Origin of the sequence: Glycomyces paridis (assembly GCF_004912155.1) — a bacterium.
GTDB lineage: Bacteria > Actinomycetota > Actinomycetes > Mycobacteriales > Micromonosporaceae > Glycomyces > Glycomyces paridis.
Map to the genome: position 1 here is coordinate 24069 of NZ_STGX01000004.1, position 24042 is coordinate 48110.

At 71.6% G+C, this 24042-nt stretch carries 18 protein-coding genes and 1 riboswitch; of the genes, 9 read left to right on the forward strand and 9 right to left on the reverse strand.

Annotated features, from left to right (window positions below; all coding sequences use genetic code 11):
* Positions 1-26: 26 nt before the first annotated feature.
* Positions 27-785 carry a redox-sensing transcriptional repressor Rex gene (locus tag E9998_RS06225; RefSeq protein ID WP_136528852.1) on the reverse strand — a complete coding sequence of 253 codons (759 nt, stop codon included), beginning with the start codon at positions 783-785 and terminating at the stop codon, positions 27-29.
* Between the two features lie 472 nt (positions 786-1257).
* Positions 1258-1521, reverse strand: coding sequence for a glutaredoxin family protein (locus tag E9998_RS06230; RefSeq protein WP_136529171.1), 264 nt, complete (start codon positions 1519-1521; stop codon positions 1258-1260).
* A 411-nt stretch (positions 1522-1932) separates the two neighbouring features.
* Here E9998_RS06230 and E9998_RS06235 point away from each other — a divergent pair, with 411 nt between their 5' ends.
* From E9998_RS06235 to E9998_RS06265, 7 genes are all read left to right on the forward strand, one after another.
* On the forward strand, positions 1933-2715 hold the full coding sequence (locus E9998_RS06235; RefSeq protein ID WP_136528853.1) for an ECF subfamily RNA polymerase sigma factor, BldN family: 783 nt from the start codon (positions 1933-1935) through the stop codon (positions 2713-2715).
* A gap of 451 nt (positions 2716-3166) precedes the next feature.
* Positions 3167-4240: a DUF5667 domain-containing protein gene (locus tag E9998_RS06240; protein ID WP_136528854.1), complete on the forward strand. Its 1074-nt coding sequence runs from the start codon at positions 3167-3169 to the stop codon at positions 4238-4240.
* 686 nt (positions 4241-4926) lie between these two features.
* Positions 4927-5811, forward strand: coding sequence for an HAD family hydrolase (locus E9998_RS06245; RefSeq protein ID WP_204745293.1), 885 nt, complete (start codon positions 4927-4929; stop codon positions 5809-5811).
* A gap of 27 nt (positions 5812-5838) precedes the next feature.
* Positions 5839-6942, forward strand: a complete 1104-nt coding sequence (locus tag E9998_RS06250; RefSeq protein WP_136528855.1) for a hypothetical protein — start codon at positions 5839-5841, stop codon at positions 6940-6942.
* A 101-nt stretch (positions 6943-7043) separates the two neighbouring features.
* The gene (folP, locus tag E9998_RS06255; RefSeq protein ID WP_136529173.1) at positions 7044-7841 is read left to right on the forward strand and encodes a dihydropteroate synthase; all 798 of its coding nucleotides are present in this window, start codon (positions 7044-7046) and stop codon (positions 7839-7841) included.
* A gap of 262 nt (positions 7842-8103) precedes the next feature.
* Positions 8104-8222: riboswitch (SAM riboswitch) on the forward strand.
* 13 nt (positions 8223-8235) lie between these two features.
* A complete protein-coding gene (gene thrC / locus E9998_RS06260) occupies positions 8236-9498 on the forward strand; it encodes a threonine synthase (RefSeq protein WP_136528856.1) in 1263 nt (420 codons plus the stop codon).
* Between the two features lie 430 nt (positions 9499-9928).
* Complete coding sequence (locus E9998_RS06265; protein WP_136528857.1) at positions 9929-10951, forward strand: GNAT family N-acetyltransferase; 1023 nt, start codon at positions 9929-9931, stop codon at positions 10949-10951.
* A 4-nt stretch (positions 10952-10955) separates the two neighbouring features.
* Here the strand turns inward: E9998_RS06265 and E9998_RS06270 are convergent, their stop codons facing one another.
* The 5 genes from E9998_RS06270 to E9998_RS06290 all read right to left on the reverse strand — a co-directional run bounded on the left by E9998_RS06270 (position 10956) and on the right by E9998_RS06290 (position 18571).
* Positions 10956-13253 carry an AAA family ATPase gene (locus E9998_RS06270; RefSeq protein ID WP_136528858.1) on the reverse strand — a complete coding sequence of 766 codons (2298 nt, stop codon included), beginning with the start codon at positions 13251-13253 and terminating at the stop codon, positions 10956-10958.
* A gap of 129 nt (positions 13254-13382) precedes the next feature.
* Positions 13383-13583, reverse strand: a complete 201-nt coding sequence (locus E9998_RS06275; RefSeq protein WP_136528859.1) for a hypothetical protein — start codon at positions 13581-13583, stop codon at positions 13383-13385.
* A 24-nt stretch (positions 13584-13607) separates the two neighbouring features.
* Positions 13608-15500: a right-handed parallel beta-helix repeat-containing protein gene (locus E9998_RS06280; protein WP_136528860.1), complete on the reverse strand. Its 1893-nt coding sequence runs from the start codon at positions 15498-15500 to the stop codon at positions 13608-13610.
* 239 nt (positions 15501-15739) lie between these two features.
* On the reverse strand, positions 15740-17368 hold the full coding sequence (groL, locus tag E9998_RS06285; RefSeq protein WP_136528861.1) for a chaperonin GroEL: 1629 nt from the start codon (positions 17366-17368) through the stop codon (positions 15740-15742).
* 249 nt (positions 17369-17617) lie between these two features.
* Positions 17618-18571, reverse strand: coding sequence for a hypothetical protein (locus E9998_RS06290; protein WP_136528862.1), 954 nt, complete (start codon positions 18569-18571; stop codon positions 17618-17620).
* A gap of 167 nt (positions 18572-18738) precedes the next feature.
* Here E9998_RS06290 and E9998_RS06295 point away from each other — a divergent pair, with 167 nt between their 5' ends.
* Entirely contained in the window at positions 18739-20271 is a 1533-nt protein-coding gene (locus E9998_RS06295) for a peptide MFS transporter (RefSeq protein WP_136528863.1), read from the forward strand.
* Between the two features lie 5 nt (positions 20272-20276).
* Here the strand turns inward: E9998_RS06295 and E9998_RS06300 are convergent, their stop codons facing one another.
* Together E9998_RS06300 and E9998_RS06305 are read right to left on the reverse strand one after the other, a co-directional pair.
* Positions 20277-21683, reverse strand: coding sequence for an ATP-binding protein (locus E9998_RS06300; protein WP_136528864.1), 1407 nt, complete (start codon positions 21681-21683; stop codon positions 20277-20279).
* Between the two features lie 55 nt (positions 21684-21738).
* A complete protein-coding gene (locus tag E9998_RS06305; protein ID WP_136528865.1) occupies positions 21739-23430 on the reverse strand; it encodes a metallophosphoesterase in 1692 nt (563 codons plus the stop codon).
* A gap of 136 nt (positions 23431-23566) precedes the next feature.
* Between E9998_RS06305 and E9998_RS06310 the strand changes: the two genes are divergently transcribed.
* Entirely contained in the window at positions 23567-24040 is a 474-nt protein-coding gene (locus E9998_RS06310; protein WP_136528866.1) for a GNAT family N-acetyltransferase, read from the forward strand.
* Positions 24041-24042: the final 2 nt, after the last annotated feature.

Below are 24042 nucleotides of genomic sequence, written 5' to 3' on the forward strand. Positions count from 1 at the left end.
TCACCGTTCCCGTCTCTTCGGGTTGCTCATCTGCGTCTCCGCAGGCGGTCCTCGGGACCGGCCGACTGCCGTCCGGTCCTGCGATACTGCGCCGTCTCGGGCCCGAGCGTCTTGTGATGTTCGTGGAAGGAGAGGATCTGGAGCTCGACCGCCAGGTCGACCTTGCGGACGACCACGCCCTGCGGCACTGCGAGCACGCACGGCGCGAAGTTGAGAATGCTTGTGACACCAGCATCTACGAGAAGGTCCGCCACATGTTGGGCGGCCGCTCCGGGTGTGGCGATCACCCCTATGTTGATGCCTTCGTCACGTACGGCCCGCGCCAGGAGCGCCACGTCGCGCACCCTGATCCCGTCCAGGTCCCTCCCTATGATGCCCGGGTCGGCGTCGAAGAGGCCAACGATGTCGAAGCCGCGGTCGGAGAACCCGGGGTACCTGGCCAGGGCCTGCCCCAGGTGGCCCAGGCCGATGATGGCCACGCGCGAGTCCTTGGTGAGTCCGAGCACACCGGCGATGTGGGTGGCGAGGGCGGCGACGTCGTACCCGACGCCGCGCATCCCGGAGGCGCCGAGCTGGGAGAGGTCCTTGCGGAGCATCGCGGAGTTGACGCCCGTGGCGGCGGCGAGGGTCTCGGAGGAGACGGTCTCGACCCCGGACTCGGAGAGCGCGCCCAGGGCGCGCAGGTACTCGGGCAGGCGCCTGACCGTCGCGGCCGGGAGGTCGGCCGACGCGGCGGGCGGGCCGGCAGGGGCCCGGTGGTCAGTGCCTTCGCCGGTGGTGGTCAATGGTGGAACTCCAGGTCCGTCGGTTCCGTGCCGCCGTTCACCGGCGCGCCACTCAGCTTAGGGCCTGTCCTGTGAATCAGGGAGCGGCGGTATCCGAGTCCGTTCGTTCGCTCGCAAGGCGGAAGGCGGATCGGATACCGGTGTTGTATCCGATTCGCCGACAACGCAGCGAGCGGGCGAACGGGCCGGATAGCGACCGGTCTGATTCGCAGGCCAGGCCCAAGGAGGTGGGCGGGGCGCGGACGCGCACAGACGGCGCTAACCCGGGGCGGGGGCGCACGGATACGGCGGCCCGCGGGACCGGTGCGGTACACCCCCGTAACACTGGGCGAAGCCCAGCTGTACCGAAGTCCGGTTGTTCCCGGCGAGCCGCCGTTGAGAATGATTTTGCACCGAAAATGCAGTCTTGCCCGTTAATCGGAGTTTTTCGGTGTGTCGAGGACGGCCCGGTTTGTCCGTTGACGGGGACCGGTCAGGCCCGGAGGTCGCGGAGCAGCCGCGGGACGTCGACGTCCCAGTACCCGTGCTCGCGGCCGTCGAGCAGCACCACCGGGAGCCGGTCGCCGTACTCGCGCGCCAGTGCCGCGTCGTGCGCGACGTCGACCTCCGACCACGCCTCGCCCGACTCGCGCGTCACCCGGTCGAGTGCCGCTCTCGCGTCGACGCACAGGTGGCAATCCCTTGTGGTCAGCAACGTCAGCCTGTTCACCCTGCTCCTCTCGCCCGCCGCCCCCATCGGGGGAACGCGGGGGCCGCGCAGGGATCGCACAATCTGTGCGACACCCTCTGTCATTCCTCGATCACTATTGAGCCATAACGGGTCCGCGAGCGCGGACCTCCGAACGTATGGGGAGGTAATGGTGGGATTCCGCCCCCGCAACGAAGGGTACGCCGGCGCGCCGAGCCGTCGCCGACATCGACCCGGTCAAAGCCGTCACCGAACGCGACACGCCGAACGCAAATCCGCGGCGAGGGCACTCCTGATTTCTAGACTCAGGCGGGTCAGTCCCTGCGGGACCCGATCGCATGACTCGGCCCGACCCCTCACACGAGGAGGCCACTAGTGCCCGGTATTGCACCAGCCTTCGCCGGCCGAATCCACGGCCTGCACGCTTCGCCGAGCCCGCTCGCGAAGCGGGGCCAGGCAATGTTCACAGCAGACACCGCCCCCTTCCTCCGCGCCCGCGCGATCGCCGAAGCGCTGGCGAACGTGCCGGCATCGACCTTCGAGGGGCTCAAGCAGGCCGTGTGGACGGTCCTGAGCCTCGACACCGGCACCGCCGAGCAGCACCAGGTGGGCGGCGGAGCCGCCTCCGGCGCGGCGGTCGGGGCCCCCGGCCGCGAGCAGCACGACGGCGACCAGGTCGACGGCGACGAGGTCGCCGATCTCGTGGCGCGCGCCCAGGACGGCGATCCGAGCGCGTTCGGGGAGATCTACGACCGCTACAACGAGACGGTGTACCGCTACATCTACTTCCGCGTGAACAACGCGCAGCTCGCCGAGGACCTCGCGTCCGAGACGTTCCTGCGGGCGCTGCGGCGGATCTCCAGCTTCAGCTGGCAGGGCCGGGCCTTCGGGGCCTGGCTGGTGACGATCGCGCGGAACCTGGTCGTGGACCACTTCAAGTCCGGCCGGTACCGGCTGGAGATCGTCAAGCCGGACGTGCTGGGCGCCGACGCGCAGGAGACCGACCCGGCGACCTCGCCGGAGACGGCGGCGCTGGAGAAGCTCACGAACGCGACCCTGCTCACCGCGGTCAAGAAGCTCAACCCCGACCAGCAGGAGTGCATCGTGCTCCGGTTCCTCCAGGGGTTCACCGTGGCCGAGACCGCCCGCACGATGGGCAAGAACGAAGGAGCGGTCAAGGCGCTCCAGTACCGCGCCGTGCGCACCCTCGCGCGGCTGCTGCCGGACGGCTTCCGGGGCTGAGGCCCCGGGGCGTCCCTCCGATCCCCCACCCGTTGACCGCCGCCGACCCCTTCCCGACGCTCAGGCTGCTGTCGGGAACCCGACAGAAACCCGTCTCCTCAACGACTCGCGGGAGTCAGGCCCGCAGTCCAGCAATCCGCAATCCGGCGGGGCCCCGCCCCGACCGGACCGACACTGCCAGGTCAGGGCCGTTCACCGGCCCGATACCGCCGCGCGACCCCACCGTGACCTCCGGGATGAGACCCGGGTCGCAAGGTTCGCGGCGGACCGTAACCTCAGGGGCTACTCGTGCGTTGTTCTCAGTACAGGAGCAGGATCCATGCAGTGAGAGGGGGTGTGCCCGGTGACTTTGAATCCAATGGAGCGCCGCCGCGCGGAGGAATTCGCACGGCTGCTTGACTCCGACGGACCCACCCTCCCTCACTCACGTCGCAGCGTCGACGCATCAGGCATGTCAGACGCGTCCATGGAGGCGTTCGCCGAACTCGTCGGCGTCACCGGGCGACTCGGCGAACTCGGCGGGCAGCTCTCGCCCGCGAGCCGCCCGGCACGCGAGTGGCAGGACGCCACCCGGCGGCGGCTCATGGCCGTCGCCACCGACGAGGGCATCGGCGTCACCGCGCGCCACCGCGCCAGCGCGGCCGTGCCCGCGACCAGGCGCGCGCCCGTCCTCGACGACATGTTCCCGCGCCGTCCGCGCGGCGGTCGCCGTCTCGCGATCGTCGCGGCGCTGCTCACTGGCACGGTCGCGATCTCCGGGGTCTCCGCGGCCTCGGGCGACGCGCTGCCGGGCGAGACGCTCTACAACGTGAAGCGCTCCACCGAGCGGGCGCAGCTGGCGCTCGCGGGGAACGATCTGGGCAAGGCGCAGCTGTACCTGGAGTTCGCGCGCACTCGGATCGAGGAGGCCGCCGCCGTCGGCGACGACGAGGAGGCGGTGGCCGAGGCGCTGCGCGACGCGGCCGTGGAGCTGCGCAGCGGCACCTCGCTGCTCGGGGAACTGGCGGTCGCGAACGAGGACCCGTCGCCGCTGGACTATGTCGACCTGTTCACCAACGAGCACCGCTGGGTGCTCGACGACCTGGTGGGCGGGCTCGACGGCGAGGCGCTCGACGCGGGCGAGGAGCTGGTGGAGGTTCTGGAGGCCGCCGCGGTGCGGTCGGTCGAGCTGCGGGAGTCCCTGGACTGCACGGACGAGGGCGGCGCGAGCGACAACCTGGGGCCGATCCCCGGCGCCTGCGCGCAGAACGCGGTCGACGCCTCGACGCCTCCGGGCGAGGGCGAGTCCGCCGACGCCGAGAACGGCGCCGACGCGGAGGAGGACGGCGGCGAGAGCACCGGCGACGCGCCCGCTACGGCGGCCGACGACGATGCCGCGGCGACCACCGACGCGCCCGCTTCGGACCCGGCCGCCACCGGCGGCGCCAGCAGCCCGGCGGCCGAGAACCCGACCACGGGCGCGGCCGAGGAGGACGACGACGTGCTCGGCGAGCTGACCGGGATCATCTCGGACCTGTTCGGCTAGGAGAGCGCGCAGAACTGCAAGACAGTCAGGAAAGTAAGGTGCGGAGTACGGGCCGGGACGCCGACGGGCGACCCGGCCCGCAGCCGTACTCGCCGAAGCGCGGCGGGGTCACGGGCGCGTCGGCGCGGCGCCGATCGAAACGGTGGGGCGGCGGTTCGTGGAGCGGCGAAGTCGAGGCGAAGAGCGGCGACAGCGGACTTCCGACGGGCGGTCCTGCGGGCGGGCCACCGGGTTCGGCGGGGTCACGGGCGCGTCGGCGCGGCGCCGATCGAAACGGTGGGGCGGCGGTTCGCGGAGCGGCGGGTCGAGCCGAAGGGCGGCGACGGCGGACCTCCGGCAGGCGGGTCCGCGGGCGGGCCGCCGGGCTTCGTAAGAGCGGCGGTTCGCGCCGAGGGGCGGGCGGTTCGGCAGTGGCGTCGGGTCGGGACCGGTTCGCCGGGCTTCGTACGGGCGTTACCGGGCGTTCACTCCGAAGGGGGATTCGCGGGTGCGGAGGGGCGTTCGGAGGACGCGCGGGGCGGGTCCGGGAGGGCCTGGCCTGCGGGGCGCGCACCGGACCGGTGCACCGCAAACGCGCGTCGGCGGCGAAGGAGTCCGTTGGGGCGTAACTGGGCCCACACTGGAAATTCACCGGGCCCGCGTCCTGGCGTTACAGGCCGTCCGCCTGGGGCCGGTAGGCTTTCAGGGTGTCAGAGATCGAGGCTTCCTCCAGCGCCTCCGCCACACCCCGTCCACACACGGTGCGGGCCGGCGGCACCGCGCTCACCCACTCGGTCGTCGTCGAGCCGCTGCTCGACGACGAACTCGCCCACATTCCGTCCGCCGCGTTCTTCGACGTCGACAACACCCTCATGCACGGCGCCTCCACCTACTGGCTCGCCCGCGCGCTCGCCAAGCACGGCGTCCTGTCGGCGCGCGACATCCTCAGCTACGCGTGGAAGCAGGCCCGATTCAAGTTCGGCGCCGAGAACCACGGCCACATCTCCTCGATCAAGAGCTCGGCCCTCGAACTCGTCGCCGGGTTCCCGGTCGACGAGATGCGCGCGCTGTGCGAGGAGGTCGTGGACCGCGACATCTCCCCGCGCATCCTCGCGCCGGTCCGACGCCTCGCCGAACGCCACCTCGAAGCGGGCCAGGAGGTCTGGCTCGTCACCGCCAGCCCGGTCGAGCTCGCCGGGCTCCTCGCCTCACGCCTGGGCCTGACCGGCGCGCTCGGGACCATCGCGGAGATCGAGAACGGCTGCTACACCGGGCGTCTCGTCGGCGACCTCATGCACGGCCCGGCCAAGGCCGACGGCATCGCGGGCCTCGCCGAGGAGCGCGGCTTCGACCTCGACCAGTGCACGGCCTACTCCGACTCGGCGAACGACCTGCCGATGCTTCGCAAGGTGGGCCGCGCCATCGCCGTCAACCCGGACACGCGCCTCGCCCGTCAGGCCCGCCACTACGGCTGGACCGTCCTGGACTACCGGCGCGGGCGCCGCGCCGCGAAACTGGCCCTGCCCGCCGCGACCGCCGCGGGCGTCGGCGCCGGGCTGCTGTACCTGTACAAGTCGCGCGACCGGGACTGACCCGGCGGGCCGACCACGAAGAGGCGGATGGACACTGCGCAGCGGTTCACCCTCGCGGGCACGGCCGTGCTCGCCGTCGCCTGGCTCGTGTGGCCCGCACCGGACCGGCCCGAGGCCGCGACGACCGTGCCCGAGGCGGTCCCGACCGTGTGGGAGACCTGGGACGCCGAGCCGGTCGACTGGCCCGGCACGGTCGACGGCGAGGCCTGGACCCCGCTGACGCAGCTCCACGACGGGACGTTCCTCGGCACCGACGAGTCCGGCGACCTCCTCCACGTGCGCAACCGCACGAGCGAGCCCGGCGAGGGCGGGGAGGGCGCCGAGGCGACCGCCGCGGTCCTGGCCGAGCCCGGCGGCGTCCCCGGGATCGTCGCCACCGCCGCGACCAGGGAGCGCGTCGCGTGGATCGCCTCGGTCCCCGACGAGCGCGGCAGGGTCGTCTCGCAGGTGTGGACGGCCGACATCGGCGAGGACGGGATCGGCGGCGCGCGGCTGCTGACCGGCGACACCGGCGACGTCATCACCTCCGGCAGCGCCTACGACCTCCAGTTCGCCGCCGAAGGCCTCCACTGGCTCGCGACCGCGCAGGGCGCGTCGCTGGTCACCGAGCACCGGTCGGTGCCCGTCGACGGCGGCGAGGTCGCCGTGGTGGGCCACCGCGGCGCCTGGCAGGCCGCGGCCTGGCCCTGGCTCGCCAGCGCCGGCTCGGACTCGCTCGGCGAGGCCCGGCTGGTGCGCACCGACACCGGCGCGGGCCTGAAGGTCTTCTCGGAGGCCGACGAGCTGACGCTGTGCTCGGCGACGTGGTGCCGCCTCATCGTGAACGCCGAGGACGGCGCCCGCATCGACCTCGTCCGTCCTGACGGGACGGACCGGGTGACGGTGGCGGAGGGGTTCGCCTCGGCGGTGTCGCCGGACGTGGGGCTCGTGGACCGCTTCGAACCGCTGGTCGAGCGGGCGACCGCGACGGGCGGGGCGACGGTGTCGCTGTTCGACCTCCGGGATTCGCGGACGTACCTCGTGGCGACGGAGGCGGGCGAGAGCGGCGCGGACTCGCGGCGGCTGTGGTGGTCCACGGGCACGGGCGAACTGCTCGTGTGGCACGTGCTCGACCTCACGGGACTCGCTTGACCGCAGGCGCGCCCGCGTCCGGCGCGGGTAACGTCGATGCCGTGACAGAGCCGCAGACAAGCGCCCCGCAGCAGGACCCCGCCCCGGTCCGGCCGCGGATCATGGGGGTCCTCAATGTCACCCCCGACTCGTTCTCCGACGGCGGGCGCTACCTCGACTTCGGCGACGCGCTCGCCCACGGCGAGCAGATGGGCGCCGAGGGCGCCGACCTCATCGACGTCGGCGGCGAGTCGACGCGGCCCGGCGCCGAGCGCGTCGACGCGGCGACCGAGATCGGCCGGGTCGTGGACGTGGTGGCGGCGCTGACGGAGCGGGGCCTGGCGGTCTCGATCGACACGACGCGCGCGGCGGTGGCCGCGGCGGCGATCGCGGCGGGCGCGCGGTTCGTCAACGACGTTTCGGGCGGCCTGGCCGACCCGGACATGGCGGGGGTCGTGGCCGACACGGGCGTCCACTGGGTCCTCATGCACTGGCGGGGGCACTCCTCGGACATGCAGCGGCTGGCGCACTACGACAACGTGGTGGCCGACGTGAAAGCCGAGCTGGAGGACCGGGTGGAAGCGGCCTTGGACGCGGGTGTGGACCGCGACCGGCTCGTCCTCGACCCCGGGATCGGGTTCGCGAAGACCGCCGAGCACAACTGGCGGCTCTCGGCGCACCTCGACGAATTCGTGGCGCTGGGGTTCCCGGTGCTGTTCGCGTCCTCGCGCAAGTCCTACCTCGGGAAGCTCCTGGGCGACGAGAGCGGAAAGCCGCGCCCGGTCGGGCAGCGGGAGGCCGCGACGCTCGCGACCTCGCTGCTGGCCTTCGAGGCGGGGGCGTGGGGCGTTCGCGTGCACGACGTGGCGGGGACGGCCGACGCGAGGGCGGTGTGGCTGGCGACCCGGGCCGCCCGCTGAGAAATCCTATAGGATATATCCTGTCGGATCGCGGATCGCGGATCGCGGGCCGAGCGCCATGCGCCGCAGGCCGTGAACCGTGCGACTCGCTGACAGATCACCGACAGGGTCCGGTCGGGCCGGAGGGTCCGAGCGCCTTCGAAATCGGGTGCTGCCTGCGGATGGGGCCTTCGATCGCCGGATCGACGCGGTGTCGGCTTCGTCTCGGAACTTGGAACGCGTGTTGCGGGTTCGGTCGTCGCACCCGTAGCATTCGCCTCGTACTTCATCCAGAGCAGCTGAGGGGTCCGGCCCTGTGACGCTGCGGCAACCACCGGCTCGCCCGATTCGGGCGCGGCGGCAGGTGCCAATTCCGGCCCGCTCTCGCGGGGAAGATGAGGGAGGAGCCTTCTCTATGTCCAATGCGCTGTTCAAAGACAGTCCCGCCAAAGGCCTGGTCTGCCGCAACTGCGACGCGACCTACGACCTGATCGCCCAGCACGCCTGTTGGCAGTGTTTCGGTCCGCTCGAGGTCGACTACGACCAGGACGAGCTCGCGAAGGTCACCCGGGCCCAGATCGAGGCCGGGCCCCAGAACATCTGGCGCTACGCGCCGCTGCTGCCCGTCGGCGTCCACCCCGAGGACCGCGTGAGCCTCGACCCGGGCCTCACCCCGCTCATCGACGCGACGAACCTCGCGAAGGCGCTGGGGATGCGCAAGCTCTGGGTCAAGGACGACAGCGCCAACCCGACCCACTCGTTCAAGGACCGGGTCGTCTCCACGGCCGTGTCGGCCGCGATCAAGCTCGGCTTCGACCGGTTCGCGTGCGCCTCCACGGGCAACCTGGCGAACTCGGTGGCCGCGCACGCCGCCCGCGCCGGAGTCCCCTCGATCGTGTTCATCCCCTCGGACCTGGAGCCGGGCAAGATCGTCCAGTCGGCGATCTACGGCGGCACGCTCGTGGCCGTCGAGGGCTCCTACGACGACGTCAACCGGCTGTGCTCGGAGCTGACGGAGACCGACGACTTCGAGTCGACCGCGTTCGTCAACGTCAACATCCGCCCCTACTACGCCGAGGGCTCCAAGACGCTGGGCTACGAGGTGGCCGAGCAGCTCGGCTGGCGCCTGCCCGAGCAGGTCGTGGTCCCGATGGCCTCCGGCGAGCTGCTCACCAAGATCCACAAGGCCTTCGAGGAGACGGCCGAGATCGGCCTGACGGAGCCGGGCAAGGTCCGCGTCTTCGGCGCGCAGTCGGCCGGGTGCAGCCCGATCGCCGACGCGTTCAGCGCCGGGACCGACGTGATCACGCCGGTGAAGCCGACCGGGATCGCCAAGAGCCTCAACATCGGGGACCCGGCGGCCGGTCCCTACGCGATCGAGGCGTGCCGCTCCACGGGCGGCGGGATGGCGAAAGTCTCCGACGACGAGATCCGCGACGGAGTGAAGCTTCTCGCCGCGACCACCGGCGTGTTCGCTGAAACGGCCGGCGGCGTGGTCGTCGCTACGCTCCGTAAGCTCCTGGAGTCCGGGCAGTTGGACCCGGAGGCCGAGACGGTCATCTACAACACCGGCGAGGGTCTGAAGACTTTGGACGCGGTGTCGTCACTGGTCGGGCCGACGCACACGGTGAAGCCGTCGCTGAAGGCGGCAAAGGAAGCCGGCATTCTAGATTCCTGAGTAGACCGGGGGTTCGGGAAGGTTTCCTTGTAAAACGCTTGCCGAACTCCCGAAATTATCACTCAGTGTGACCGTTGTGAAGGCTTGTGTCGGGTACCCGACAAAAAGAAGCCAGTTTCGGGTCTTGACCCTATTCAGTGAATGAGCAACAATTCTTCTTGCGGGAGGCCGCAGTTGTCCTGTCGCCACTCACCCGGTTGACTGCAAGTCCTGGGGCTAGAACGTGTCGAGCAGCGCCAGCCGGTGTCAGGAACTGCGGTCTCCCGACCAACACTCCCCGCCGTGCGCGACCTGAAAACTCAGCGCGCCGTGCGCGTCCCCTGACTCCCAGCGTTCCCTCGCCAACGCGCCCCCAAACCTCCACGCCGGTCCCTTCGCCGTGCCCCGCAACGGGCTTGCCCGGTCCCCGGGTCTGGGCCAGACTCAAGCGATGACGCATTTCGATATCATCCCGCTCTCCGCGGACGACGCCCCGGCCGTGCGCGGCTGGCTGGCGGTCGCCGAGTCCGTCGCGCGCCACGACCTCGGCGGCCTGCGCCCGCGCCACCCGCTCCAGCGCCTGAGCTCGCTCGTCGTGAGCCGCGACGACATCGCCAACGAGCGCTGGCTCGCCGTGTGCGACGACCGCGTCCTGGGGTACCTCCACCTCATGATGCCCGTGCTCGACAACACCCACATGGTGTACTTCGACCTCGCCGTCCATCCCGACGAGCGGCGCCACGGCATCGGCTCGGCCCTCCTGCGCCACCTCGAAGAGCGCGCCGCCGACCTCGGGCGCCACTCCCTCTCGCTGTGGCTGCCGGTCCCCGACGGGCCCGAGTCGAAGGTGAGCGCCGTGGGCGCGAACTTCGCGATCACCAAGGGCTTCACCATGTCCCTCGAAGGCGCCGTGCGCGCCTGCGACCTCGACGCGGTCGACGAAGCGGCCCTCGACCGGCTCTGGGAGGACTCCTGGAGCAAGGCCGAGGACTTCGAACTCGTCGCCTTCGAAGGCGAGCCCACCGAGGACCTGCTCGACGGCATCGCCTACATGCACACGCGCATGTCCACCGACATGCCACTGGGCGACTGGGACTTCCAAGAGGCCGAGTACGACCGCGAACGCGTCCTCGACGAGGTGCGGCGCCATCGCCTGCGCGGCGATCTGCACCTCCAGGCCGTGGTGCGCCACAAGGAGACCGGCAGGATCGCGGGCCACACCGAGATCGTGGTCGAGCCCGGGCAGGAGTACGACTGCATCCAGGGCGACACCATCGTCGACTCCGACTACCGCGGGCACCGGCTCGGCACCGTCCTCAAGATCGCCAACCAGCGCCGCGTCCGCGAATGGCGCCCGAAGATGCGCTACGTCTGGACCGGCAACGCCGTCTCCAACACCCACATGATCGCCATCAACGAAGCGGTCGGCTACCGCCTCGTCGGCATGGAGAACGTCTACCAGAAGAAGCTCTGACGAGTCAGGACTCGCGGTTGTGGGCGTAGTTCTCCAGGTACTCGAGCTGTTCGGCGTCGAGGCTGGGGCGGACTCGTTCCATGGCCTGCTCGACGTGGGCGGCGGTGACGATGCTCGCTTCGAGGGACTCGCGCATGGCGGTCAGGGCGGCCTCGCGGACGAGGGCCGCGCAGTCGGCGGCCGAGTAGAGCCACAGTTCGTCGGCGACCTCGTCCAGGTTCACGTCGTCGGCGAACGGCACGTTCTTCGCGTTGGCGCGCAGGATGTCCGCGCGGCCGTGCGCGTCCGGCGGCGGCACGTACACGAGGCGCTCCAGACGGCCGGGCCGCAGGAGCGCCGGGTCGATCATGTCGGGCCGGTTCGTGGCGCCGACGACGACCACGTCGCGCAGCGACTCGGCGCCGTCGAGCTCGGTGAGCAGGGCCGCGACCACGCGGTCGGCGGTGCCGCCGTCGGTGCCCGCGCCGCGCACCGGCGCCAGGGCGTCCAGCTCGTCGAAGAACATCAGGGTCGGGCTCGCCTGCCGGGCGCGGCGGAACAGCTCCCGTACGTTCTTCTCCGACTCGCCGACCCACTTGTTCAGCAGCTCGGAGCCCTTGACGCTCAACACGTTCGCGTGGCCCTCCCCCGCGACGGCCCGCACGATGTACGTCTTGCCGCACCCGGGCGGGCCGTACAGGAGGATGCCGCGCGGCGCCTCGATCCCCAAGCGCGTGAACGCGTCCGGGTACGTCAGCGGCCACAGGACCGTCTCGGTGAGCGTCTGCTTGAGATCCTCCATGCCGCCGACGTCGGCGAGCGTGAGCCCGCCGAGCTCGACCGAGTCACCGGACATGCTCGTGGGCCGCACCGACTCCAGCGCGCCGTCGAAATCGGAGCGCTGGAGGGCGGTCGCGCCGCCGTCCTTGGCGCGCATGGCCGCCCGCACGCCCGCCTCGCGGACCATCACCGCGAGGTCGGAGGCGACGTAGCCGGGCGCGCGGTGCGCGACGGCCTCCAGCTTCACGTCCTCGGCGACCTTCATGCCGCGCGTGAGGAAGACGAGCAGGTCCCGGCGGGAGTCGCCGTCGGGCATCGGCACGACCACCTCGTGCTCCAGGCGCGAGCGCAGCCCCGCGTCGACGTCTTCGACGCGCGCGGTCGTGCACACCACGGCGTGCTCGCCGGGCTCGGCGAGGACCTCTTCGACGAGGCGGGAGAACATGGTGCCCAACGGGGTCGGCTTCCCGGCCGGGGCGAGGTGCTCGACCCCGCGCACCAGGAGCACGCCCGGGACGGCGAGCGCGGCGACGGCCGCGCGGAGGGCGTCGGCGGCGGCGTTCGCCTCCAGCGCGGCGAGATCGGCGCCGGATACCTCGCTGACCTCGGCGCCGACCGCCTCGGCCACCGAGCGGACGATCGTGGCCTTGCCCGCGCCCGAAGGCCCGGAGACGAGGACGCCCAGGTCCATGTCGGTGCCGACGACCTTGAGGACCTCGCGGTGGTTGAAACCGAGGTCGAGCAGTTCGCGCAGCTCCTCGGCGGGGATGCGCGCGCCCGCCAATTCGTCGTAGGGGATCGCGGGCACCGCGGCAGCGGCCTCGGCCCGCCGCGGCTCGGCGCGGACCGCGCCCGGACGCGCCTGCTCCCGCGCCGCCGTGCGGGCGCCGCCGGAGGCGGGGACGACGGGGGCGGCCGGGCGGCGCAGGTTCGCGACCTGACCGGACGGCAGCGGCACCTCGATCGAGGCGGGCACCGTGTGCTCCCACTCGACGCGCGTGTCGGAGGTGATCATCGCCCCTTGCGCGGGGCTGGCGTCGACCACGTTGAGCACCATGGTGGTCCAGCCGACGCCGAGCGTGTTGTTGAGCGTGCGGCGGGTCGCCGTGACGGCCCCGCGCTGGGCGTCGCCCAGCTCGATCGGCAGCAGCGAGACGTCGTCGCCGACGCCCACGACCTTCGACAGCAGCGCCAGGCGGAGCGTGTCCGGGTCGACCACCGCGACGGCCGAGGCCGGGCCGGACAGGACCACGCGGTCCGCCGCCGCCAGCGACGCGGGCGCGATGAGCACCGGGTCGCCGTCGCGGGCGCCGATGTTCCCCAGCGTCAGGTCGTCGGCGTACAGGGCGCGCCGCGAGGCGTACCGGTCGGCTTCGAGGACGATCGCGGTGGTGCCGCGCCGCCCGGTCAGCTCCACGGCGTCGCCGGGGCGCAGGCCGAGGGCGGTCAGCGCCTCGGGGTGCAGGCGCACGATCCCGCGGCGCGCGTCGAGCCCGGCGCGGGCGCGGGTCGCTGTCAGGGTGAGGGCACCAGAGTCGGTCACGGGCCCAGCTTATTACGGGCGGGCGCGAAGCGGCGACTCCAGCGGGCGGTGCAGGTCACGCGGGGTCACGCGGTGAGCGGCCGCCGTCGGAAGACCGGTTGTTCACGCGGTGAACAACCGCGGCCGCTCCTACTCCTCTGAGCCCTGGAGGTCCATGCGGTAGACCGACCGGCCGTCCTCCAGCAGTTCCACGACCGTCGCGCCGTCGGCGGCGAAGTCGCGCCAGCGCTCGCCCAGCCAGGACTCGGCGTCGCCCTGGCTGCTCAGGTCGCTCTCGGGGGTCTCCAGGGTGTTGCCGTCGGCGTCTTCGAGCTTCCAGGTCCAAGTCATGGGGCTACAGTACGCGACCGACCACTACCAGTCCCACCGGTCGTGCGACGGGGCCGTGACCGGGGTGCGTTCGATCGGGGACGGTTCCTCTTCGCGCCGACGGGGTCCGAAGGCGCTGGCGAGGGCGATGAGCGTCCACAGGGGTAGGAGGACGAGCCACAGCCAGGAGGGCGAGACCGGTGTGGGCGTGACGGTCCACAGGCCGCGGTCGACGCCGTCGAGGACGGCGAGGAGGCCGATGACGCCGGTGAGGAAGCCGAGCGTGCGCATCCCGCAGCGGAACCAGGAGCGCCCGGCGAGGAGCCAGCCGATCCCCCACAGGCCGATGGCGAGGGCCTCGTAGTCGGCGCGCCCGGACCAGACCGCGAGCAGCAGGAGGAGCCCTCCGGCGCCGGTCCCTATGGCGGAGAACGTCATCTGGCCCGCAAGGGGCGGGTCGGGGGCGCGGACGGCGGCGAGCCAGCCTGCGCCGGTGAGGAAGAGGAGTGCGGCGGCGAAGACGGCGGCGGCCTGGAATTCGAGGCGGTCGGTGAAGCGCGCGCCGAACCAGTCGCAGCCGGCGGGGAGGTCGGCGGCGGTGCCGTCGAGGCCGCACTGCCAGGTCTTGAGGGTGCGCAGCGGGTCGGCGAGGAGGCGGGAGGACTCGGGGACGGCGTCGCAGCCGGGCAGCGCGGCGGGGCTGGAGCGGTGCATGCCGGGCTCGTCGAAGCAGTTGCCGGTGCCGACGCCGTCCCACCACAGGTCGAGGCGGTTGCGTTCGCGTCGGCCGTCGTCGCGGACGCCGAAGGTGTTGTCGGCGACGGTGTTGCGGTTGCCGTCGCCTTCGGGGCCGGGCGTGCCCCAGGCGGCGACGGCGGTGAACTCCTGGTTCCAGATCCGGTTGGCGGTGACGCTCACGCCGTCGGTGTCGGCGATGAGGACGCCGACGCCGACGGGGTAGGTCCGGTCGGGGCACAGGTGGCTTTCGGGCCGGTCCGCTCCGGTGTCGCAGGCGGCGGTGCCGGCCCGGTCGTAGTCGTCGGTGTTGTTGTCGTAGACGAGGTTCTCGGCGACGGTGACGTCCGATTGCGGGCCTGCGTCGGTGACGACGAGTCCGGTCGCGTTGCCGTACAGGCGGTTGGCGGTGGCGGCGGTGTTGACGTTATCGCCCGTGATCTCCAGTCCGGCGGTGTTGGCGGTGGACTCGCAGCCGGTGACGTCGGCTTGGGCGTAGGCGATGCGGATGCCCGCGTTGTCGGCGGCTTCGGCGCGGCAGCCGGTGAGGAGGACGCCCACGGAGTCCTCGACGAGGATGCCCGTGTCGTCGCTCTGGAAGGCGGACACGGCGTCGAGGGCGGCGCCGCGGACGCCGACGAGGCGCACGGCCGCGCTCCGGGCCTGCCCGAAGGTCAGGCCTTTGACGTAGAGGCCTTCGACGGCGTAGGCGGTGAGCACGGTGTCGGCGCCGAAGTTCGCGGTGATCTGCACGTCGTCGGGGGTGTCGCCGAGTCCTTCGATCTGGAGGCCGTCGGTCTCGACGAGGACGGCCTCCTCGACGGCGTAGCGGCCGGGGAGGACCTGGATGTTCGTGCCGGGTTCGGCGGCGGCGACGGCGGCGGCGAGGTCGCGGAAGCCGTCGGCGAGGCAGTCCTCGTAGTCGCGCTCGTTCGCGATGCGGTCGTTGTACTGGACGCCTTCGTTGCGTTCGGCGAAGTCCTCGGCGTCGTCGGTGCAGACGAGCAGCTCCGGGCCGTCCTCGCGGTAGGCGGGCGGTTCGGCGTCGGGGAGGGCCGGGAAGGCGTCGGTGGCGGGGAGGCCCTCGACGCGGGAGTTGGCGGTGATGCCGCCGACGTAGCAGGTGAAGCCGAGCACGGCGAGGACGCCGAGGAGGAGCGCGGCGGCGGGCAGCCTGCGTTCGGGGCGGGGGGTGTGGGGCACGGCACCAGGGTAGCCCGGGGCGCACACCGCGTGCGCGGTCGGCTTTCGGATGCATTGCGGCATACCGTCCTTGGAGGGGACGGTATGCCGCTCGCGCGGCGGCTCGCGCCGTCCGCACTGCTGCCGGTACAGAGAAAGGGAGAGCCACTCACTCTACAGTGAGCGGCCCTCCCCTGCCGTTCGCAGTCGGCGCCGTGCGGCGCCGAGGCGGTGCGAGTGGCGGTCCCGGAGGGGACTGCCTACATCATGCCGCCCATGTCGCCCATGCCGCCGCCGGCGGCGCCGGCGCCTTCCTTCTCCGGGGCGTCGGCGACGACGGCCTCGGTGGTCAGGAACAGGGCGGCGATCGACGCGGCGTTCTGGAGCGCCGAGCGGGTGACCTTGGTCGGGTCGGGGATGCCCGCGGCGAGCATGTCCACGTACTCGCCGGTCGCGGCGTTGAGGCCCTGACCGGTGGGCAGGTCGCGGACCTTCTCCACCACGACGCCGCCTTCGAGGCCGGCGTTCTCGGCGATGGCGCGGAGCGGCGCGCCGAGCGAGCGGCGCACGATCTCGACACCGGTGGCCTCGTCGCCGTCGGCCTCGATCTTGTCGAAGGCGATCGCGCCGGCCTGGGCCAGCGCGGTCCCGCCGCCGGCGAGGATGCCCTCTTCGACCGCGGCCTTGGCGTTGCGCACGGCGTCTTCGACGCGGTGCTTGCGCTCCTTGAGCTCGACCTCGGTGGCGGCGCCGACCTTGATGACGGCCACGCCGCCGGCCAGGCGCGCGAGGCGCTCCTGGAGCTTCTCGCGGTCGTAGTCGGAGTCGGAGTTCTCGATCTCGGCGCGGATCTGGTTGATCCGGCCCTGGATCGCGTCCTCTTCGCCGCCGCCGTCGACGATGATGGTGTCGTCCTTGGTGATGACGACCTTGCGGGCCTGGCCCAGGAGGGACAGGTCGGTGTTCTCGAGCTTGAGGCCGATCTCCTCGGAGATGACCTGGCCGCCGGTGAGGATGGCGATGTCGCCGAGCATGGCCTTGCGGCGGTCGCCGAAGCCGGGGGCCTTGACGGCGGCCGACTTGAAGATGCCGCGGATCTTGTTCACGACGAGGGTCGGGAGGGCTTCGCCGTCCACGTCCTCGGCGATGATGAGGAGCGGCTTGCCGGTCTGGGTGACCTTCTCCAGCGTGGGGAGGAGGTCCTTGACCGCGGAGATCTTCTGGTTCGCGACGAGGATGTACGGCTCTTCGAGCACGGCCTCCATGCGGTCCTGGTCGGTCACGAAGTAACCGGACAGGTAGCCCTTGTCGAAGCGCATGCCCTCGGTGAGCTCGAGGTCGAGGCCGAAGGTGTTCGACTCCTCGACGGTGATGACGCCTTCCTTGCCGACCTTCTCCATCGCCTCGGCGATGATGGCGCCGACGGTGGCGTCACCGGCGGAGATGGAGGCGGTGCTGGCGATCTGCTCCTCGGTCTCGACCTCGGTCGAGGTGGCCTGGAGGTGCTCGACGACGGCCGCGACGGCCTTCTCGATGCCCTTCTTGATGGCGATCGGGTTGGCGCCGGCGGCGACCGCGCGGAGGCCTTCCTTGACGAGGGCCTGGGCGAGCACGGTGGCGGTGGTGGTGCCGTCGCCGGCGACGTCGTCGGTCTTCTTGGCGACCTCCTTGACCAGCTCGGCGCCGATGCGCTCGTAGGGGTCTTCGAGCTCGATCTCCTTGGCGACGGAGACACCGTCGTTGGTGATCGTGGGCGCGCCCCACTTCTTGTCGAGCACCACGTTGCGGCCCTTGGGGCCGAGGGTCACCTTGACGGCTTCGGCGAGGGTGTTCATGCCTCGTTCGAGCCCGCGGCGAGCCTCCTCGTCGAATGCGATCATCTTCGCCATGGTCGATGGCTTCCTTTCGGAGAACGTTCGTTGTCGACGGTGAGGCGGCATCCCCGCGACGGTGGGCCGGTTGCAGGAGCGGTCGGCCCGACCACCTCATCGCGTTGTTAGCACTCCCCAGCGGCGAGTGCCAGAACCAGGTATAGCACTCTCGCCTTGAGAGTGCCAATCCGGGGCACGAAACCAGTGGTGGAAAGCGCGCGGAGGCCGGGGGTCGCCCCGGCCTCCGTCGGATCGACGTGTCTTCGGTTACGGCGTGGGCGAAGGGCTCCCGGGGTGGCCGGGCTCGCCGGGGCCGGTGTAGCCGCCCGGGGCGGCCACGCCGGCGGCCTCGGCCGAGAGCGAGGTGGCCGAGACCGACTCCGAGCGACCGCGCAGCCACGCGTAGGTGCACAGGGACGCGGCCAGGACCCAGATCATCGGGACCAGGAGCAGCAGCGCCATGACCGCTTCGGTGAGGACGGTGAGGACTCCGGCGAGCCAGGGCGCGAAGATCCCGTGCCAGATCCCGGCGAGGAGCAGGCCGACGAGCGAGATGACGAGGTTGGCGGCGACGGCCACGAGCACCACGATGACGATGCGGCCCAAGGCGGGCCAGAACGCGGAGTTCGTCAGCTGGATCGAGCGGGCGTAGGGGCTGCGGCGGGCCTCGAAGACCGCGGCGGGCGCCATGAGGCTGAGCGCGAAGATCGCCCACAGGCCCGGCAGGACGCACAGGACGAGGCCGACGACGACGGTGACCCAGGCGAGCAGGAGCCACAGGAAGAACCTGCCGCCGCGCCCGAACCCGAACTTGAAGGCCTCGCCGAGGCTGAGGAAGCCCCCGGCGGCCTCGGCGGCGGCGGTGCGGACGGCGCCAAGCACGGCCGAGCCCGAGACGTAGAGCACGGCGAGGCCGAGGACCGCGCCGATGATCCCCACGGCGATGCCGGGGCTGTACTCGCGGACCCAGGCGCCCCAGTCCTCGGTGACCACGACCTCCTTGTGCGTGGTGCGCGCGTTGTTGTTGAAGGCGCCGAGGACCCAGCGCGGGAGGACGACGCCGATGAGCAGGACGAGTCCGACGCTGCGCCACGAGCGCTGCACGACGTCGAGGGAGGCGTGCCACCAGCCTTCGAAGGTGTCGGTCACGAGGGGGTCGCCGCCGGAGAAGCGGCCCGAGGGCTCGCCGGCCCCGGGGTTCCAGTAAGGATCGTCGCTCATGAAGCGGATCGTAGACCAAGAAGCCCCGCATATCAGACAAACGGGCGCACCGCATCGAATCGGGGACGACTCGTTGCCGCATTCCACTCCCACGGGAAGTGCGAGCCGTTACCGTCGGCAGGTACCGGCGCGCGCCGCGCCGCCCAGCACGGACCACGGGAGCGCCGATGTCCCACCGCGAGTACCCCGCCTCCCGCGAGAAGACGTTCTTCGGGCACCCGCGCGGACTGGCCGTCCTCTTCGGCACCGAGATGTGGGAGCGGTTCAGCTTCTACGGGCTCCAGGGCATCCTCCTCACCTTCCTCACCGCGAGCGTCCTGGAGAACGGCCTCGGCCTCGACGACACCGTCGCCGTCCCCATCGCCTCTCTGTACTCCGGCGCGGTCTACCTCACTTCGCTGCCCGGCGGCTGGCTCGCCGACCGCGTGCTCGGCCCCCGCCGCGCGGTCCTCATCGGCGGCGTCGTCATCATGTGCGGCCACATCTCGATGGCCATCCCCGTCAGCGGCGCCGGACTGGTCTTCTTCGGGCTCTTCCTCGTCGTGCTCGGCTCGGGCCTGCTCAAGCCGAACATCTCGGTCATGGTCGGGCGCCTCTACGACGGCGACTCCGACGCGCGCCGCGACTCCGGCTTCTCCGTGTTCTACATGGGCATCAACCTCGGCGGGTTCCTCGGCATCCTCGTCACCCCCTACCTCGCCGGGGACGACCGCTGGCACCTGGGCTTCGGCGCCGCCGCGGTCGGCATGGCCCTCGGCCTGCTGTGGTACGTGCGCGGCTGGTCGCAGCTGACGAACACCGGCATCGGCCCCTCGCGCCCGCTCGCGGACGCCGAGCGCGGCAAGGTCGTGCGGATCGTCGTGATCGCGCTGGTCCTCACGGCCGTCGCGGTGGCGGTCTGGGCCGCGACCGGGACGCTGACGCTCTCCACGGTGCCGACGGTGGTCACGATCCTGTCGATCGCCGCCGCCGTCTGGTACTTCATCTACATCTTCGGCGAGGCCAAGGACGTCACGCCCGCCGAGAAGGCGGGCCTGCGGGCCTACGTGGGCCTGTTCGTCGCCTCGGTCGTGTTCTGGATGCTGTACCTCCAGATGGGCTCGATCCTCACCGCGTTCGCCTCCAACTCGGTCGACCTCGACTCGTGGGGCTTCCACCTGCCCGCCGGCGGCGTCCAGAACTTCAACTCGATCTTCATCCTGATCTTCTCGCCGATCTTCGGCGCGATCTGGCTCAAGACCGGCGCGGGCTTCGGCACCGCGTACAAGTTCGCGCTCGGCGTCGGCCTCACCGGCCTGTCGTGGGTGCTCCTCGGCTGGCTCCAGGGCCGCGCCGACGGCGGCGTCCTCGTCGGGCTCACCTGGATGGTCGCGGTGTACCTGCTGCTGACCTGGGGCGAGCTGTGCGTCTCCCCCGTGGGCCTGTCGGTGACGACCCAGCTGGCGCCCTCGAACCTCAAGGGCCAGTTGATGGGCGTGTGGTTCCTCGGCCCGGCCGTGGGCACCCCGCTCGGCGGCCAGGCGTACGCGTTCCTGGTGCCCCGCGTCGGCGAGCAGGCGTTCTTCTACATCCTCGCCGGCACCGCGATCCTCACCGCCGTCGTCCTCGCCCTCTTCAGCCCGGCCCTCCACCGCCTCATGGGCCGCGGCGGCCACGGCCCGCAGGCGCCGATGGAGACCCCGAACGAGCCGGTCGCGTAAGGCGGTCATCCAGCGCAGCGGCGCGGCGGGACGAGCTCGGGGGTGAAGATGTCGGCCGCGGTGAAGGCGAAGGTCTCGTCGTCGCCGTACCTGACCTCCTCGCGGGCCGCCACCGCGTAGCGCAACGCCTCGCCGCCGCCGAGTGCGGCGGCCTTGGCGGCCAGCGCCGCCTTTATCCGGTTGGCGTTCACCGACTTGGCCCACTTCGCCTCGCCCGCCAGAATCGGGATCCTGGTCCGTTCGGGCTGCGCGAGCACGACCGCGTCGATCTCGTCCTGTCCGCCGCCGCGCCACCACGGGCCGACCTTTACGACCCGGTCGCCGAGCAGGCCTTCGATCGCGAGCCGCCGCAGATGGGCGCGGAAGGCCTCTTCGAACGCCGTGCCGAAGTGCTCGGAGCTCGCGTCGGTGAGCGCGCCGACGATCCGCTCGCCGGAACCCAGTTCGATCTCCTCGGCGAAGGCCGACAGCGGCCCGAGGTGGAAGGCGAGCAGGTTGTCGGCGATCGCGTAGTGCCTGCGCCGGGTTCGAGCCGACTCGGTCACCGGTGTGACGGACCTGATGAGCCGCAGTTCTTCGAGGCGTTCCAAGGTCCGGGTCGGGTTGGCGCCCACCGCGGTCTGGATCTCGGAGTACTTGGTGGCCCCCTGCCCGACAGCGTGCAGCACCGCCTCCGCCAGCCCGCCCTCACCGGCCTCGGTCTTGAGGACGAACGTCGCCTCGGTCCGAAGCGGGGCTCCGGGACGGCAGGCGAGTTCAAGGAGGTTGTCCTGGAACGACCCGGCCTGGTCCCACATGGACAGGTGCAGCGGCATCCCGCCGCACACCGCCCAGATGCGGGCCCGGTCGGCCGGATCGAAGTCCGGCAGCATCGCGGCGGACTCGGACGGGAGGAAGGGGTGGAGCTGTAGGGCTAGGTCGAAGCGGCCGTAGAGGGGTTCGCGGGAGTCCTGGAGGCTGAACATGGCGCGCACCGCCGATCCGCACAACAGGACCTTGAGCGCGGTCCGGCCCTCCCAGCGGTCCCAGAAGGCCCGCAGGATGCCGGGCAGGGCCGGCTCGGACTTCAACAGCTCGGGGAACTCGTCGAGCGCGAGCAGCGTCGGCGTCGAGACGGCCTGTTCGGCCAGGTGGTCGAGGGCCTCGTCCCAGTCCCGGTAGGGGTTCGCGCCCGCGAGGTCGCGCCGGATCCCAGGGATCTGGGCCGCGACCCTCGTCGCAAGGCTCCGCAGCTCGGCGGCGCCGGGGAGACCCCGGCCCGTGTAGAACACGGCCCGCTTTCCGGAGGTGAAGTGGTTGATGAGCGCGGTCTTGCCGACTCGGCGCCGGCCCCAGATGAGGGCGAAGCGCGAGGAGGTCGTCCACCACCGTTCGAGGCGTTCTGATTCCTCTCGGCGGCCGATGAATTTCATGCACCGAAGGTAACATACATTGGATGTATGTTACGTCGAGCGTATGCAAAAACGGTCAGGCCCGGTCGCGGAACCACTCGCCTGCCTGGGCGACCAGGCGGCGGACCGGGCTCTGGCGGGGCAGGGACGTACTGCTCGGGCCGGGGCGGGCCGCGGGGAAGCCGGGTTCGATGAGGCGGGGCTTGAGCGGCTCGGTGGGCTTGATCCACGAGTGCGTCCCGTCCGGGTCGGCCTCCCAGGACCGCCCGGCCCGGTCGAGGCCCACGGGGTAGACGGTGACGCCGTCCGCGCCGATGCGTAGGCGCAGGAAGCACTTCTGGTCGATCACGGACATGCCCGCGAACAGCTCGTTGGCGTTGACGCCCACCCGGTTGGCGACCACGAGGTACAGGCCCACGAGCCAGGTGCCGACGAGACCGGCCACCGGCAGGTACGCCAGGTAGGTCCAGAAGTTCACCGTCTCCAGCGCGCCGATGGCCTTCGCCCCGGCCCACGCGAGGCCGACCTGCGCCGCGCCGTGCAGGCCGCCGAGCAGGTAGTGCCTGGTGGTGCGCCGGCCCTGGCCGGGGTGGGCGAAGCCGACCCCGGCGCCCAGGAGCACCGCGGCGACCGCCACGAACGTCCCCGTGCCCTCCATGATGGACACGGTGGCGATGAGCGAGACGACGCTCATGAGCGCCACGAAGCCCTTGTTCAGCCACGGCAGCCGGGCGAAGATCCCGAACGCGTACCGCAGCGACCGCGGCTTCGACGGATACGCCTGCGTCAGGCGGTACTCCCGTTCGCGCGCATCCGGTTCGGTCACCGAGCGGCGCGGCGCCGTCAGCTGCTCGGGCAGCGTGTGCGTCGGCGAGAGGTAGGCCCCGCCGCCACCCGCGCCCACGAGGTGGCGCGAACCGTCCACTTCGGCGTAGTGCGCGTAATGGTGGCGGTCCCCGGTGAGCACCAGCGGGACGCGGGCGCCGCGCGCGGCCACCACGTCGCGGATGAAGTGGTCGATCCGGTCGAACGAGCGCGGGTCGTCCTCGGTCCACAGCCACGAGGGCTGCGGCACGCACAGGATCACCCTGTCCCCCTGGCGCATCCGCTCGGCGGCGCGCCGGAAGTACTCGATCTGCGTCTGGTCCAGGTGCGTGTCGAACTGCGCGTCAACCGCGAACAGCCACCACCGGTGCGGCAGCTCCAGCGCGAAGTACGAGCGCTTCTGGAGCGTCCGGTAGCCGCCGACGGTGCGGCCCTCGGTGAACTGCCGGGCGAACGCGGTCAGCCCGTCGAACCAGTCGTGGTTCCCCGGGATCGCGTACAGCGACACCGGTTCGGCGGGGTTCGCGGCCTCGTACGGGCCCTTCATGCGCTGCTCGTACTCGAGCCAGTCCCCCGCCGGGTACACCTCGTCGCCGCCCATGACGAGCACCGAGCCGCGCGGCAGGCGCACCGCCCCGCCCACGGGGTCGGTGACGTCGAGGTGGTCCTGGGCCATGAGGTAGGCGATCGAGTAGGTGGCGTTGAACCCGTCGCCGACGTCGGCCACGTAGTCGAGCCACAGCTCCTCGGCGCCCGAGTGGTCGAAGACGCCCTGCTCCCGGCCGCCGATGATCTCGCGCTTGTCGACGTAGCCGCCGAAGACGCGGGCGAGGCCGAAGCGCAGGCTCGTGTCGAGCAGGGTGCGGGGCGAGAGCCAGCGCACCGGCTGCTGCGGGACGAAGCGGAGCGCTTCCGGCGAGAGGTCCTTGGGGCGGCGGGACATAGAGGCCATCATGGCACGTTCTGCGCGCCTTGGGAAGCCGTCGGTCGCCGCGCCGATGCACTGTGTACCCGCACCGCGCGGGACGTCGCACAAATCGAACGCGCCGAACCGCGCCGCCGGACCGTAAAATCCGGTCATGACGACCGCACGCCACGCCGACCTCGGCGACATCGACGAGATCATCCGGCTCCGCGAGATCATGCTCGCGCCCTGGTTCGACATGTCCGACCGGTCCTGGAAGGCCGAGACCGCCGCAATCCTCCACCGGCGCCTGGACGAGCCGAAGCCCACGATGGCGGTCACCGTCGTCGAGGCCCCCGACGGCTCTGGGGCCCTGGCGGCCTGCGCGACCGGTGTCATCGGCGAGCGGCTGCCGAGCCCGGTGAACCCCTCGGGGCGCTGCGGCTGGATCTTCAACGTCGTCACCGACGACCCGTGGCGCCGGCGCGGCTACAGCCGGGCCTGCACGACCGCGCTCATCGACTGGTTCGGGGACCAGAGCGTCACCGTCCTGGAGCTCCTGGCCTCCGAGCAGGGCGCGCCGCTGTACGAGAACCTCGGCTTCACCGTCTCCGAAGAGCCCGCGATGCGGCTGAACACACTGCGCTGAAC